The organism is Microbacterium candidum (assembly GCF_030315975.1).
Taxonomy (GTDB): domain Bacteria; phylum Actinomycetota; class Actinomycetes; order Actinomycetales; family Microbacteriaceae; genus Microbacterium; species Microbacterium candidum.
This window is the reverse complement of sequence record NZ_JASXSZ010000001.1, coordinates 138,380-153,118: the sequence shown is the minus strand read 5'-3', so window position 1 is coordinate 153,118 and position 14,739 is coordinate 138,380. Positions and strand designations below refer to the sequence as shown.

10 protein-coding genes are annotated in these 14,739 nt (G+C 71.8%); 9 read left to right on the top strand and 1 reads right to left on the bottom strand.

Translation table 11 applies throughout. The features are described from left to right. Window positions 1–79: 79 nt before the first annotated feature. The 9 genes from QSV35_RS00695 to QSV35_RS00655 all read left to right on the top strand — a co-directional run bounded on the left by QSV35_RS00695 (window position 80) and on the right by QSV35_RS00655 (window position 13,049). The gene (locus QSV35_RS00695) at window positions 80–3,130 is read left to right on the top strand and encodes an FtsX-like permease family protein (protein ID WP_286285667.1); all 3,051 of its coding nucleotides are present in this window, start codon (window positions 80–82) and stop codon (window positions 3,128–3,130) included. Continuing rightward, window positions 3,127–5,865: an FtsX-like permease family protein gene (locus QSV35_RS00690; RefSeq protein WP_286285666.1), complete on the top strand. Its 2,739-nt coding sequence runs from the start codon at window positions 3,127–3,129 to the stop codon at window positions 5,863–5,865. Before QSV35_RS00695 ends, QSV35_RS00690 begins: the two co-directional genes overlap by 4 nt. Beyond that, window positions 5,862–6,902: an ABC transporter ATP-binding protein gene (locus tag QSV35_RS00685; protein WP_286285664.1), complete on the top strand. Its 1,041-nt coding sequence runs from the start codon at window positions 5,862–5,864 to the stop codon at window positions 6,900–6,902. Before QSV35_RS00690 ends, QSV35_RS00685 begins: the two co-directional genes overlap by 4 nt. Before the next feature lie 508 nt (window positions 6,903–7,410). Continuing rightward, window positions 7,411–8,163: an ABC transporter ATP-binding protein gene (locus QSV35_RS00680; protein WP_286287801.1), complete on the top strand. Its 753-nt coding sequence runs from the start codon at window positions 7,411–7,413 to the stop codon at window positions 8,161–8,163. A gap of 213 nt (window positions 8,164–8,376) precedes the next feature. Next, window positions 8,377–8,799 carry a Fur family transcriptional regulator gene (locus QSV35_RS00675; protein WP_286285662.1) on the top strand — a complete coding sequence of 141 codons (423 nt, stop codon included), beginning with the start codon at window positions 8,377–8,379 and terminating at the stop codon, window positions 8,797–8,799. Between the two features lie 481 nt (window positions 8,800–9,280). After that, window positions 9,281–10,186: a permease gene (locus tag QSV35_RS00670; protein WP_286287800.1), complete on the top strand. Its 906-nt coding sequence runs from the start codon at window positions 9,281–9,283 to the stop codon at window positions 10,184–10,186. A 1-nt stretch (window position 10,187) separates the two neighbouring features. After that, the gene (locus tag QSV35_RS00665; protein ID WP_286285659.1) at window positions 10,188–10,937 is read left to right on the top strand and encodes a TIGR03943 family putative permease subunit; all 750 of its coding nucleotides are present in this window, start codon (window positions 10,188–10,190) and stop codon (window positions 10,935–10,937) included. Further along, window positions 10,927–12,339, top strand: a complete 1,413-nt coding sequence (locus QSV35_RS00660; RefSeq protein ID WP_286285657.1) for a hypothetical protein — start codon at window positions 10,927–10,929, stop codon at window positions 12,337–12,339. The genes QSV35_RS00665 and QSV35_RS00660 overlap by 11 nt, the downstream gene beginning before the upstream one ends. Before the next feature lie 68 nt (window positions 12,340–12,407). Beyond that, on the top strand, window positions 12,408–13,049 hold the full coding sequence (locus QSV35_RS00655) for a DNA-3-methyladenine glycosylase (protein ID WP_286287799.1): 642 nt from the start codon (window positions 12,408–12,410) through the stop codon (window positions 13,047–13,049). A gap of 42 nt (window positions 13,050–13,091) precedes the next feature. On the opposite strand, the gene QSV35_RS00650 is transcribed toward QSV35_RS00655, so the two are convergent. Beyond that, window positions 13,092–14,732 (bottom strand): MFS transporter, encoded by a 1,641-nt coding sequence (locus QSV35_RS00650; protein WP_286285655.1) that lies wholly within the window; start codon window positions 14,730–14,732, stop codon window positions 13,092–13,094. Window positions 14,733–14,739: the final 7 nt, after the last annotated feature.

Below are 14,739 nucleotides of genomic sequence, written 5' to 3'. Positions count from 1 at the left end.
GCTCATCGGCGCGACGCGCCGCACAACGACCCGGTCACGATGTGCCGGATTCGTCCAATCGATGTCATAGGGTCGGAGGATGCGCCTGTGGGTCCGACGGTCCGCGGCGCGGGTGAGTCTGCTCGCCGCGATGGCCGCGGTGTGCCTCGTCGTCGGCTGTCTCGCGGTCACCATGATCGGCGCTGTGATGCTGACGCAGACGCCCGCGGTCCGCGACACGCTTTCGCATGCCCCGGTACGCACGAGCGGTGTCGAGGCGCAGACGCCCGTGCAGGACGACCGGCAGGCGCAGGATGCCGCGGTGCACGAGCACGTGGCATCCCTCTTCCCTGGTCTCGACATGCACGTCGCGACCCGGGTCGACACCGCCCCGCTGAAGCTCTCCGCCGCTGACGCCGAAAGGGCGGGAGTCGCGTCGGTCGTGCTGCTGCAGGATGCCCCCGCCATCCGCGAGGCGATCCGGACCGACGGTGCGTGGACCGGTGACAAGGACACCGTGGCCATCCAGGCGGCGGCCGCGACCCGGCTGGGCGTGAAGATCGGCGACGACGTCACGATCCCGTCGTCCAACGGCGACGTCACGCTGAAGGTCACCGCCACATGGCTCCCGAAGAACCCGGCGGCAGCGATCTGGTTCGGCGACCCGCGCGTCGTGCGCGGCGAATCCGACGACGCCGTCGGTCCGTTCCTCGTGAGCACCGACACCCTCGGACGGTTCAGCACGGTGCCGACCGTGAACTGGGTCGTCACGCCGCCGGTCGACACGCCGGCCGCCAAGGTCGCGACGCTGGCGATCGGCTTCGACCGGCTTCCGAACGCCCTCCAGAACGATGCGGCCGTGACGTCGTCGCAGGTCACCGTCATCGGGGACGGAGCGCAGACAGCGCACAGCATGCAGGACGCGATGGATGCCGCGGCATCCGTCGTCCCGCTGCCCGTCGCGATCCTCGCGGTGGGAACTGTCCTCGCGCTGATCCTGCTCGCGCGCCTGCTCGCCGACGTGCGTGCCGCCGAGACGGCGCTTCTGCGCGCACGGGGTGCCTCGGCGGGCGTGCTCGTGCGCACGGCCGCCGCCGAGTCCGCCGTCGTCTCCATCGTCAGCTCGGCGATCGGCGCCGCGATCGCCCTCGCGATCCTCATGTTCGCCTACGGACGGATGCCGTCTCCGTGGGTCGCCGTCCTTCCCCCGGTGTTCGTCGCGATCGCCGCGGTGGTCGTCGGAGCCGCCGCAGCCTTCGGCGCTGCGCGCTCCGCACTGGGCGCGGCGAGGGAGGCGGGCCGCGCCCGCTCCGCCGTCTCCGCGGGGCTCACGGTGCTCGTGGTGCTCGCCGCGGCGTTCGCGCTGTGGCGCTTCCTCACCGTCAGCGGGACGGGCGAGGGGGATGCCGCGGCGGTCCTCGCACCGCCGCTGACGCTGCTGGCGGCCGCTCTCCTCGGGCTGTCGGCGTTCGGCCCGCTCGCCCGCGTCTTCGATTCGATCGGCGCGCGAGCCCATCGGTTCGACGTGGCCCTCCCCGCGCGACAGCTCGGCCGCGGCCTCGGGTTCTTCACGGCTCCCGCCGCGCTGATCGTCCTGGCCGTCGCGGCGGGCGTGCTCGGTGCGGGCTACCAGGGGACGTGGAGCGCGTACAACGCGACGGCGGCGATCGCCGTGAACGGGTCGGACGTGCGCGTGGACACCGCATCCGTCTCGCCGCTGCGCACCGCGAGCGACTCGATCGACGCGCCGATGTACGCCGCGCTGCCCGGAGTCACGGCCGCGCTGCCGGCGCTGGTCGCGCCCGTGCAGATCGGCGATGCGAAGGTCGCGGTCGTGGGCGTCTCGTCCGCCCGGCTCGAGAGCGTCGAGCCGGGGCAGGCGCAGGCGCTGGACCTCGCGACGATCCGTGCGGAGCTGCCCGCCCCGCACGTGCAGGGCGAGCCGGTGCTCCCGTCGCACACGAAGACCCTGACGGTGGGGATGGCGGCGACCGGGGCGCTCGCGGACAATCCCGGAGCCACCGTGCAAGTGACCCTGTGGCTGTGCGACGACGCGGGCGAGCTCATCCCGCTGACGACCCCGACGTCGCCCGCCGCGTCGAGCACGGCGTCGCTGACCGTGCCCGCCGGCACCGGTTCCTGGCGACTCGTCGCCGTCGATGCGACGTTCGCCGGCGGCACCGGGACCGCCTCCGGCGGGTGGTCGCTCACCAAGCTCGACGCGGACGGCACCGATGTGCTCGCCTCGGCAAGCGGGTGGAAGGTCGCACCGGCTCCGTTCGGCACCTCGAAGGCGGTCGGTGCCGCGCCGTCGGGAGTCGGCGTCGTGCCGGTGCCGCCCGACATCTCGGCGGGCTCGACGGTGCGGCTCATGCCCGGGGATGCGGCCCCGCCCGCGGTCGTCCTCACGGATGCGTTCGCCGCTCAGGGCCACGCGGTCGGCACAGACGTCAACATCGACGGCGACTGGTGGAGCGTGACCGCGAAGGTCTCCGGGACGGTCCCCGTGATCCCCGGCGAACGCGATGACCAGTCCGTGCTGTTCGATCTGCCGACGCTGCAGCGCGCGGTCCTGCGCGCGAACGCCACGCCGACCGCGGCCAACCAGGCGTGGGCGGCATCGGCCGACCCGGCGACCGTGCTTCCGCTCGCCCAGCGGGCCTCTGCCGCCGCGACGACCGTCACGATCGCCGACACCGCGTTCGCCGGCCGCTTCGTCGGCAGCGCCTTCACGGGCCTCGCCCTCGGCGGCCTCGCCGTCATCGCACTCGCGGTCATCGCGCTGGCCGCGGTGGCGGCCGCCCTCCTCAGGCGACGCCGCAACGAGATCGTGGTGCTGCGCGCCCTCGGCTTCAGCGCGAAGCAGCAGGTGCGCACGCGTCGGGCCGAGCTGTGGTGCATCGCGATCGCCGCGGGCATCCTCGGTGCCGTCGCCGGGCTCGTGGTGACGTGGCTCGTCGCTCCGGGCCTCGCCCGCCGCACGGTCGTCACCGCGCCGCCGGCGCTCCCGGCCACCGTGACCGTCGACCTCCTGTGGCTCGCGGTCGCGGTGGTCCTCGCGGTCGTGGCCGCGGCATCCGTCATCCTCGTCTACGGTCGCGTGATCCGCCGTCAGGTCGCCGACACCGAATACCGGGAGGAGACGCGATGAGGCTCCTCTTCAAGCAGTGGGCGGCGTTCCGCGGCGCGATCATCGCGCTCGCCATCGTGGTGCTCATCGCGGCCTTCGCCGTCGTCGCGTGGCCGCGCGCGGTCACGAGTCTTCTCACGCAAGACGTCCAGTACCGGATCGACCAGCCGAGTGCCGGCATCACCTCGGTGCAGACAGCGCACCGCGTCAACGGGCTCGCCACGGGGAACGTAGCGCCGAAGGACCAGTACGACTACGTCTGGAACTTCTACGGGGCGTCGCTCGAGAAGACCTACCGGACCTTGCCGCAGCCGCTGAAGTCGGGGCTGCGGGAGCCGGGGTGGACGGCGCGCACGACGCTGATCGGCACGACCGGCCCGCGCAGCGAGGGGCACTACGGACTGCAGCTCGAGGCCTACCCGCAGTGGCGGAGCCAGATGAAGCTCGTCGAGGGAAGCTGGCCGGCCGCCTACCAGCCTGAGTTCGCACCGGTGCCCGAGGGTGCCGGCCAAGCGATGCCCGGCGTCAGTCTCGAGACCGTCATGCGGCCCACCGTGAAGCCGATCGAGGTCGCGATGACCGCCGAGTCGGCGAAGGCCATGGGCCTTTCGCTCGGCCAGACCAGGCCGCTCGACGACATCGCCTTCCAGGATCCGACCACCGGTCTCCCGACGTATCAGCAGGTCGAGCTCGTCGGTCTCGTCGCCCCGCGTGACGACGCCGCCCCGTACTGGGAGCTGCAGTCGCAGCGTGCGCATCCCACGGTCACGGACAAAGGCGACGCCGGCGTCGACATCAGAGCGACGGCGTGGCTCGACCCCGCTCCCTGGGGCGAGATGCAGTACTCGTTCACGGCCGACCTGCTCGGCTGGTATGCCGCTCACCCGCCGGCCTACACGTGGCAGAACCTGCCGACGATGACGAGTCAGCTGAACGCGTTCCTGTCGAGCCCCCACGAGCCGGCGGAGGGTCAGGTGAGGATGACTTTCACGACCCAGCTCACGGACGTGCTCGCCGGCATCCAGTCGGGCGGGTCCTCCCTGCAGACGCTGCTGATCCTCCTTGCGACCGGCCCGTTGGGAGCGGCGTTCGCCGTGCTGATCCTCGGCTCCGAACTGCTCGTCGAACGCCGCCGCCCGGTGCTGACGCTGCTGTCCGCGCGCGGCGCCTCCCCGTGGTGGATCCGCAGCCGCATGGCGCTCGAGGGCCTCGTCGCCGGCATCCCCGCGGCGATCGTCGGACTGGTCCTCGCCTTCCTCGTGACGGCCGGGACGATCGATGCGGCGGCCCTCTTCGGCGCCGCATCCTGTGCCGTGCTTCCCGCGGCCATCCTCGCCGTCCTCGCGCGTCCGTCTGACCGTGTCCCGCGCCGCCGCCGACGGTGGCGGTGGGTGCTCGAGGTGCTCGTGCTGCTCGTCACCGTGGCGGCCCTCGTCACGCTCGCCGAGCGCGGGGTGGCACCCGGAGGCGTCGACCCGCTCCTCGTGCTGACGCCCCTGCTCGTCACGCTGAGCGTGAGCGTGATCATGCTGAGGCTGTATCCGCTGCCGTTGCGCGCTCTCAACGGCTCGCTGCGCAAGCGACGCGGCGCGATCGGCCTCATCGGTGCATCGCGCAGCGTGCTCGGCATCCGTTCCGCGCTCATCCCCGTGCTCGTCGTGCTCGTCGGGGTCGCGATGGCGGTGTTCTCCGCCGTCGCCTTCCAGACCGAGCGCGACGGCGTCTCGCAGGCGGCGCATGCCCGTGTCGGGTCCGACATCAGCCTCGGCGGGCCGGGGCTGTCCACCGCCGAGCTGAAGCAGGTCACCGCGGTACCGGGAGTCACCGCGACGGGGGCGGTCGACACGGCCGGCTTCGCCGGCGTCTCGCGCAACGGCGGATCGGACTTCGTCGAGGTCCTCGTCGCGGACACCGCGCACCTGGCATCCCTGCAGTCCGGTCTCCCCGCGGACGCGCGCGTGCCCGACCTGTCCCAGAAGGTCGACGGGAAGATCCCGATCGCGATCGGGAACTGGCAGGATGCCACGACCCCGGGCGTGGTCAGCCTGTCCGTCGGGACGGGCGACGTCGACGCGATCGTCGTCTCCGCGACGGCATCGCTCGGCGCGGCCGCCCCCAACTCCGCGTGGATCCTCGTCGACAAGAAGAACCTCCCCGACGGCCTCGACACCCCGTCGCTGCGCGGAGCGCTCGTCGCGCTCGACGGTGCGCACCAATCCGGGAAGGACGCGGCGACCGCGGGCTCCGCGATCGCGAAGGTGACCGGTGCCGGGGTGACGATGATGGATGCCGCGGCGCAGGCGGACGCCATCCGCGAAGCACCCGCGGTCACCGGGGTCGAGTCTGCGCTCATGATCGCGACGGCGCTGGGCGCCCTGCTCGCGGTGATCGCGCTCGTGCTGACCCTCGTGATGGGCGCGCGCGAACGGATCCGGCTCGTCGGGACGCTGCGCACCCTCGGATTCGACCGCCGCCAGACGACCGGCCTCGTCGTGTGGGAGGTCGCGCCGATCCTCGCCACGGGTCTCGTCGGCGGCGTCATCGCGGGCATCGTCCTGCCGTTCGCGGTGCTCGCCCCTCTGGATCTGTCGGCGTTCACGGGCGGCGCCCAGCCGCCGATCCCGATCGATCCCCTGGTCATCACGGCCGTCGTCGCCGTGTTCGTCGTCGTGGTCGCGGCCGTCGTCGCGCTCGCGGTATGGATCTCGTCGCGGCGCAGCCCCGCCTCGGTGCTGCGCGTGGGAGAGGAAGAATGACGCTCATGGAACCGGCCATCCTGTGCACGGATCTCGTGCGCATCTACTCGACCGACGGGGTCGAGGTGCAGGCGCTGCAGGGGCTCAACCTGCGGGTCGACCCGGCCGAGATGGTCGCCATCGTCGGCGCCTCCGGGTCGGGCAAGTCGACGCTCCTCGGCATCGTCTCGGGCCTCGACAAGCCGACCGCCGGCTCGGCCGTCGTCGCGGGGTCGGACCTCGGCGCGATGTCGCGCACGCAGCGCGTCGATTACCGCCGACGCACGGTCGGCTTCGTGTGGCAGCAGACCGGGCGCAACCTCCTGCCTTACCTGACGGCCGCGGAGAACGTCCGGATGGCGCGCAACGTCGCCAAGACACAGGACGGCGTTCCGGTTGACGACCTCCTCGAACTGCTCGAGGTCGGCGATGTCGCCGACCGCACGCCGGCGCAGATGTCCGGAGGGCAGCAGCAGCGGGTCGCGATCGCCGTGGCGCTCGCCAACAGCCCGAAGGTGCTCCTCGCCGACGAGCCGACCGGCGAGCTCGACGAGGCGACGAGCGCCGAGGTGCTCGAGGCCATGCGCGGCGTCAACCGCGAGCTCGGCGTCACGACGCTCATCGTGACGCACGACCCGACGGTGTCCGAGCACGTGCGTCGCACGGTGCAGATCCGCGACGGCCGGACCTCGACGGAGACCCTCCGCCGGGCGGGGGACGGCGGCGAGCACGTCATCGCCGAGGAGTTCGCCGTCATCGACCGCGTGGGCCGGCTGCAGCTGCCCCGCGAATACGTCTCCGCGCTCGACCTCCAGGACCGTGTGCGCCTCGCCCTCGAGCCCGACCACCTGGCCGTCTGGCCCGGTCACGAGCAGCCCGCTACCGAATCTGCGGATGCGGCCGGTTCGTTGGATTCGGCCGGTTCGTTGGATGCGGCCGGGGCGGTAGCTTTTGGCGGGTCGTTGAGCGAGCGAGGAACGAGCGAGACGAAACGCAGTGAGGATGCGAGCGGTGTTTCGCCCGCCGAATCCCCCCGTGAGGAGGACCACCATGAGTGACCCGACGAACGAACCGGCCTCGGTCCCCGATCCCGCTCCGATTCCCGATCCCGCTGCGGTCCCCGATCCCTCTGCGATCCCGGACGCCGCCCCGGCCGCCGCCCCGGAGACCGCCGGCACGACCGTGCCGTCGAGCGAGCAGCAGGCAGAAGACACCGCGGAAGCCGCTCTCGAAGGCTCAGCGCGTTTCGACTCGCTTCGCTCGCTCAACGACCCGCAAGGCGGCGCGGACCCGGAAGCGCAACCGTCCCCTCCCTCTCCGGTCCCCGACCCCGCTCCGGTTCACGCTCCGATTCCTGATTCCTCTTCGGTCCCCGAGCCTGTCGAGGGGTCGCACGCGTCCGCTCCGGTGCCGCCTGAGCAGCAGCTTCTCCGTCGCCGCGGTCGGGGCGTCAACCCTTCGACCGCCGAGATCCCGATCATCACGCCCGAGCAGGCCGCCGCGGCCAAGGCCGCAGCCCAGCAGGTCCAGCCCGACGAGCAGACCCCGGGGGCAGGTCAAGCACCGGTGGAATCCCCGGCTCCGCCGGCATCCACCACCCCGCGACAGCCCACCGTCGACGGACCGCGCGACGTCGCCCCTGTCCTCCGTGCCGACGCGGTCACGCGCGTCTTCGGCGACGGGGCGGCCGAGGTCGTCGCTGTCGACGGGGTGAGCCTCGAGGTCGGCGCCGGCGAGCTGCTGGTCGTGAAGGGTCGCTCCGGCAGCGGCAAGACGACGCTCCTGAACCTCCTCGGCGGACTCGACCGCCCGACTTCCGGCGCCGTCCACCTCGGCGATCTCGAGCTCGGCGATGCGTCCGAATCACGGCTCGTCGAGACCCGGCGGAAGGACCTCGGCTTCGTCTTCCAGACGTTCGGCCTGATCCCCGTGCTCTCGGCCGCCGAGAACGTCGAGGTCCCCCTGCGCCTCCTCGGCGTCGACCCCGCCGAGCGCGACGCGCGCGTCGCGGAGCTGCTGGATGCCGTCGGTCTTGCCGGGCATGCGGCGCAGCGTCCGCCGGAGCTGTCCGGCGGACAGCAGCAGCGCGTCGGCATCGCGCGCGCCCTCGCCGCGCGCCCGCGCGTGCTGCTCGCCGACGAGCCCACCGGTCAGCTGGACAGCATGACCGGCGCCGCGATGATGGACCTTCTCGTCGATCTCGTCCATCGGGAGGGCGTGGCCGCCGTGGTGACGACCCACGACCCGCTCCTCATGGCGCGCGCCGACCGGGTCGTCGAACTGCACGACGGCCGCGTCAAGGAGCCCGACGCAGCCTGACCCTGGCGACACCGCGACCTGCGCCCATGCGCCACGCCCCGAGACACCTCTGTCCGTCCAAGACACCCGGCGCCGCCGCGCGTCGCGGACGAATCCGCGCGTCTCGAAGAGTGTGCGGGACGCGCAGGAACGACGCCGGGAGCGGATGCCACCGCGATCGCGGTCGCACCCGCTCCCACCCGATGCTCAGCGCCCGCGCGTAAGATCTCGCGGGTGGCACAGCGGAACACGTGGCAGCGCGATCGAGTGCGCGAAGCACTCGCGGACGCCCAGGGCTTCGTGAGTGCGCAGAGCCTGCACGCGATCCTTCGCGACGAGAACACCGGGATCGGTCTTGCGACCGTCTACCGGACGCTGTCGGGGCTCGCGACCCAGGGAGAGGCCGACACCCTCCAGTCGCCTGAGGGCGAGGCGCTCTACCGTGCGTGCACCTCGAGCGGACACCACCATCATCTGATCTGCCGGTCGTGCGGTCTCACCGTCGAGATCGCCGCAACAGACGTGGAGCAGTGGGCGCGGCAGACCGCTGCCACGCACGGCTTCACGCAGGCCGAGCATGTCGTCGACATCTTCGGCCTGTGCGCCGACTGCACCGCGGCCGAGGCCGCCGGGAACCTCGAGCGTGACGTCGACTGATCCGCCCACGGGTCTGACCCGCCGGGAGCTGCGCGCTGCCGCAGCCGCCGCCGCGATCGCGGCGGATGCCGCCGCCCGCAGCGGGTCCGCGACCCCGGCTGCTGCCGAGGCGACCCCGGCCGCTCCTGAAGCAGCAGCGGACACGACGCCGGCGGCCGCATTCACGCCGTCGTTCGCCGCATCCGCCTCCGCGCCGGTCTGGAGTCCCGTCCCGTCGGCCGCCGAGCCTGGGCCCACGCCAGCGGAGGCTCCGCGCGACGCGCCGGCAGCGCGTGGAGTGCGGGTGCCGGCTGTCGAACCCGAGGCTCCTCGCACCGCGACCGCCACCCTCGAGCCGGAGTGGACTCCCACCGCGACCACGACCGCGGGAGCTCCTGCGTGGACGCCGAAGACGGCCCACATCGGCCCGAGCTTCAGCGTGCGCGGACTCGTCGGATTCCTCGTCGGCGTGGGCCTGCTCGCCGCGATCTTCGCGATCAACATGCTCGTGCCCGGGCCCGCGCTCCCGACGCGCCTGCAGGACGGCCTGACGCTCTCGATCAGCGTCCTGATCGAGAGCATGCCGTTCGTCGTGCTCGGCGTCATCCTCTCGATCGTCGTGCAGGTGTGGGTCCCGCCCGGCGCGATCGAGCGATGGATGCCGCGCGCCCCTTGGGCGCGCCGCCTGACGCTGTCCCTCCTCGGCCTCCTCGTGCCGGTCTGCGAGTGCGGCAACGTCCCGTTCGCGCGGGGTCTCATGATGCGCGGGTTCTCCGTCTCGGAGACGCTGACGTTCCTGGTGTCGGCGCCGATCGTCAGCCCCATCGTCATCATCTCGACCTTCCAGGCGTTCGGGTTCGACGACGGCATCCTCGTCGCCCGCATCCTCGGCGGGTTCCTCATCGCCAACCTCATCGGCTGGCTGTATTCGCGTCACCCGAACCCGGAGCAGCTGCTCACGGGGCGCTTCCGCGACACGTGCGAGGTCGTCGAGCACGAGGAGGGCGGCAAGTGGCGCCGCAGCGGCGCCCAGTTCCTCATCGAGCTGCGCGCGGTGATGCCGGCGCTCATCATCGGCTCGGCGCTCGCGGGGGCTGTGCAGGTGCTCGTCCCGCGCGATGCGCTGCTCGCCATCGGATCGAACCCGGTGCTGTCGATCGTCGCCATGATCGCGCTCGCGATGATCGTGTCGATCTGCTCCAACGTCGACGCGTTCTTCGCGCTGTCGTTCGCCTCGACGTTCACGCCCGGCTCGATCACGGCGTTCCTCATCGTCGGACCGCTCGTCGACGTCAAGATGCTGGCGCTGCTGCGGACGACCTTCACCACCCGGGTGCTGGTCGGCATGGTCGTCACGGTGGTCCTGTCCGCCCTCGCGATCGGGATGGTGGTGAACCTCCTTGCGTAGCATGCGCCGGAAGTCCGTCGTCACGCGCTGGCTCGGCGCGGGGCTCGCATCCGTGCTCGGAGTCGTGACGCTCACGCTCGCGCTCACGGGCCGCCTCGGCCTCTACGTCAACCCCGCGAGCAGCTGGTTCGCGGTCGGGATGGCGGCGCTCCTCCTCGTCGGCGCCGTCCTCAGCTGCCTGCTGCCTCTCGGTGCGGAGGAGGACCACGGCCACGACCATGGCGACCACGATCACGACCACGACCACGAGGGCATCGGGGTCATGGCGCTGACCGGTGGGGCCGTGGCATCCGTCGTCGCCGTGGCCGTCCTCGTGACCCCTCCCGCCACACTCTCCGCCCAGCTCGCGATGTCGCGGGATGCCGGCGCCCCGCCGCTGTTCGCCGGCTCCGACACCGTGAGCCTCGCCGCCTCCGGCGACACCTCGCACTTCGGCGTCGGCGACTGGGCGAGCGTCTTCGCCACGGCGACGAACCCCGACTCGTTCGAGGGGGATCCGGTGACCCTCATCGGCTTCGCGACCCCGGCGTCGAACGGCGGCAACTTCGATCTGACGCGGCTCATCATCACGCATTGCGTCATCGACGCCCGCCCGGCGAGCGTGCCGATCGCCGCCACCGGCAAGGTTCCGTCCACCGGCACATGGGTCACCGTCACCGGCAAGGTGCGCACGACGAGCAACGGCACCCTCGAGATCGACGCCACGAGCGTGCAGCCGGTGCCGCAGCCGAAGGACCCGTATGAGTACTGAGCGCACCACGCGCCCCGGCCGGCGGGCGTTCTGGACGGGCTTCGCGGTCGTCGGCCTCGTGCTCGCCGGCGTCAGCGCCGCCGGGGCTGCGGTGAGCGGCCTGCAGGGCCCGCGCGTGACCTCGGCCGTGACCGACCCCGCAGCGGGGGTCGAGGCATCCGGATCGCGCGTCATCCTCACGACCAACCAGATGCTCCACAAGGTGACGCCCGCGCAGGTCACCGTCACCCCCGCGACGCCGTTCACCGTCGACACGTCGGGGCGCAGCGTCGGGGTGCGCTTCACGCTGCCGTTGCACGACCGCACGCACTACACCGTCCGCATCTCGGCGGTCACGGGGTACGGCGGCGGCCCGGACTCGACGCTCACCACGTCGTTCGACACGCCGTCTCTCGACGTGTACGTGCTGCAGCGCAGCTCGAGCGGCGACGCGATCGTGCGCACGAGCCTCGACGGCAAGCAGTCCCGGGTCGTGTTCCGGAACCCCCACATCGAGGACTTCCGCGCGACGAGCTCCCACCTCGTCGCCTCGGTCTCGGATCAGGGCGGCAACGCGCACCTCATCGTCACCGACCTCGACGGCAAGCACGCGCGCGAGCTGATCATGCCGGGCCAGGGCACGATCCTCGACCTGCAGATGGCCGACAAGGGCGAGCTGATCGGATACACGTACTCGGATGCGTCGCTCGGCAGCACCGGGGGTCGCGAGAGCATGCTGTTCACCTCATCGCTCAAGGACAGCGCGGCGCGGGAGAAGCCGGAGGAGGTCCCGGTCAGCGGCACGGAGCACCGCATCGCCGACTGGCGGTTCGTCCCGGACACCGACCGCATCCTCCTGCTGACCTACGACGGCCGCCTCCTGCTCGGCGGCTCCGGCGCCTCCGCCGGCAAGGAGACGCAGCTCGGCACCGGCTCGCAGATCGACGGCATCGCCCGCGGGTCGTCGAAAGCCGTCATCGAGCGCCCGGACGGGTACTTCACGATCGACCTGACCAACGGCAAGCAGGTCCCGCTCGCCGGTGCGAAGGGCATCCCCGGCACGATGGGCTTCACGACGCCGCTGCCCCAGGCCGGCACGGCGCGTCCCTATGCGCAGATCGACGCGTCCGGGAACGCGCAGGGCACGACCGTCGCCGTCGTCGCGGATGACGGCAAGTCGACCCCGGTGTTCAGCATCCCGGGGACGGATGCGATCGTGCAGACGTGCTCGTCCCCGAGCGGCCGGTACCTCGCCATGATCGTCACCCCCGACGTCGTGAACAATCCGTTCGACTCGTACGCGCTGCCCATGCCGCACAAGGTGTTCACGCACATCGTCGATCTCGGCACGAAGACCGAGGTGTCGACGCTGAAGGGGTTCGCGATCTCGTGGTGCGAGGTCCCGCCGCAGGCCGTGCAGTGAGCGGGGCCGACGCCGAGGTCGCGGCGGATGTCGCGGGGTCACCCCCGCTCGTCCCGGCGACGCGCGAGATGCTGGCAGGGCTCCCGGTCGACACCGCACCGCGCCTGCTCGGCGGCATCCTGCGCGTCACCGTCGGCGGCGCGACCGTCGCCGCCCGGCTGACCGAGGTCGAGGCCTACCACGGTCGCGGCACGGGAGACCGGCCCGACCCCGGCTCGCACGCGCGGATGGGGCGGACGGCGCGCAACGCCACGATGTGGGGCGAACCGGGCCACCTGTACGTGTACCTCAGCCACGGCATCCATTCGTGCGTCAACATCGTGTGCGGCCCGGAGGGCGAGGCCGGCGGTGTGCTGCTGCGCGCGGCCGAGATCGTCGAGGGCCTCGAGAGCGCGTTCGCGCGTCGCCCCGCGGCGCGGACGGCTCGCGAGCTCGCGCGCGGCCCCGGGCGGCTCGGGGATGCGGTGGGTCTCCGCCACCCGATCCACGACGGCATCGACGCCGTCACCGGCGCGGAGCTCGCCGGTGCGACGGCGCGGCTCTTCCTGCCGGTCGCGGAGGTCCCCGGTGTCACGGCCGGTCCGCGCGTCGGCGTCGCGGGCCTCGCCGGGACGGATGCCTACCCGTGGCGTTTCTGGATCGCCGGCGACCCCACGGTCTCGCCGTTCCGCTGGGGTCGCGGCGCCCAGGCCGCCGCCGGGGGCGCCTGACCCGCTCGGCATCTCGGTCCCCGAGCTTGTCCAGGGGGCGACCTACGCAGATGCGGGATCGGCATCCGTCGCCGGGCCTGCCACCGACTCCTCGGGATCCGGAAGCTTCGCCGGGAGCCCGGCCGAGAGCAGCAGCCCGAGCAGCGTGAGCGCGAAGACGAAGAACAGCGCTTGGCGCAGCGACTCGACCTGCGTCTCGCCGTAGAGCTTCGCGATCTCGGTCGCCGAGGCGCTGTCGACGCCGGCGTTCGTGAGCATCTCCTCCGCCTGCTTCTGCGAGACGATCGGCGCGCCCTTCGACGCGACCGCGACGACGTCTGCGCGCACCTGGTCGGAGATCGCCGTGCTGTTCTGCACCGCCGTCGTGAATCCGCCGGTCAGCAGCAGGATGAAGACGGAGCCGACGATCGCGGTGCCGAACGACGAACCCAGGTTCTGGAACGTGCCCTGGAGACCGCCGACCTCCGAGGTGTCGGACTGCTCCACCGCCGACATGTTGACGTTCCCGAGCTGGGACGCGAGCAGCCCGAATCCGGCGCCGACGACGAACATCCCGCCCGCGAACAGCCAGTCGGCGAGCTCCGGCTGCACGGCGACGAAGACGAGCAGCACCCCGGCGCCGAGGATCACCTGCCCGATGCGACCGATGTTCCGCGCGGTGCGCACGGTGGACAGGCGCGATCCGAGGATCGAGAAGATGATGAGGCCGATCGACAGCGGAAGGATCTTCAGGCCCGTCTGGAGCGCGTTGAAGCCGAGGATCGTCTGCAGGTACACGGGGATGACGAAGAACAGCGCGGCGATCGCGAAGTATTGCGCGAGGAACATCGTGAGACCGCTGCGCAGGGCCGGGATGCGCAGGAGGCTGACCTTCAGCAGCGGCACGCGGCCGGTGCGCTCGAGCTTCTGCTGCCGCTTGACGAACCACCACAGCACGACGAAGGCCAGGAGGATGAGGTACGCCACGGGCGAGATGCCGAACGGCGCGAACGGCTGGCCGCCGATGACAGGCGGGTTGAGGGGGACGAACCATCCCCACGTCTTGCTCTGCAGGATGCCGAACACCAGCATCCCGAGCCCGAGCGCCGACAGCAGGACGCTCAGCAGGTCGATGCGCAGGGTTCGGTCGCCGGGGACGTCCTTGATGCGACCGGAGACGATGAGGACGAGCGTCATGACGACCGCCTCTCCGACGAAGACGTAGCGCCAGGACGAATAGGTGGTGACGAGTCCGCCGATGAGCGGGCCGGCCGCGGCCGCGGCGCCGGTGATCGCGCCGAGCACGGCGAACGCGACGACGCGCGCGCGGCCCTCGTAGTTGATCGCGGCGAGGGCCGCGATCGCGGGGATCACCAGGACGGCGCCGAGGCCCTCGACGAGCGACCACCCGAACATCAGGACCGTGAGATTCGGGCTGAGTGCGGTGAGGAGCGATCCGATGCCGTAGACCACCGAGCCGATGCGGAATGCGCGGCTGCGACCCCAGCGGTCGCCGAGTTTGCCGCCTGTGAGCATGAACGCCGCCATCGTCAGCGCATAGAAGGTGATGGCCGCCTGCATCCCGCTGATGTCGGTGCCGAGATCGTGTGCGACCGTCGAGATCGAGACGTTCATGACGGTGCTGTCGAGCACCATGATGAACTGCGAGACGCCCAGCAGGACGAGAACGAACCACTTCCCCATGCGTGAA

What these genes read in the sequence shown, in the direction of transcription:
- QSV35_RS00695 (WP_286285667.1), top strand. Translation starts at nt 80, where the DNA reads ATGCGCCTGTGGGTCCGACGGTCCGCGGCGCGGGTGAGTCTGCTCGCC.
- QSV35_RS00690 (WP_286285666.1), top strand. Translation starts at nt 3,127, where the DNA reads ATGAGGCTCCTCTTCAAGCAGTGGGCGGCGTTCCGCGGCGCGATCATC.
- QSV35_RS00685 (WP_286285664.1), top strand. Translation starts at nt 5,862, where the DNA reads ATGACGCTCATGGAACCGGCCATCCTGTGCACGGATCTCGTGCGCATC.
- QSV35_RS00670 (WP_286287800.1), top strand. Translation starts at nt 9,281, where the DNA reads ATGCTCGTGCCCGGGCCCGCGCTCCCGACGCGCCTGCAGGACGGCCTG.
- QSV35_RS00665 (WP_286285659.1), top strand. Translation starts at nt 10,188, where the DNA reads ATGCGCCGGAAGTCCGTCGTCACGCGCTGGCTCGGCGCGGGGCTCGCA.
- QSV35_RS00660 (WP_286285657.1), top strand. Translation starts at nt 10,927, where the DNA reads ATGAGTACTGAGCGCACCACGCGCCCCGGCCGGCGGGCGTTCTGGACG.
- QSV35_RS00655 (WP_286287799.1), top strand. Translation starts at nt 12,408, where the DNA reads ATGCTGGCAGGGCTCCCGGTCGACACCGCACCGCGCCTGCTCGGCGGC.
- QSV35_RS00650 (WP_286285655.1), bottom strand. Translation starts at nt 14,732, where the DNA reads ATGGGGAAGTGGTTCGTTCTCGTCCTGCTGGGCGTCTCGCAGTTCATC.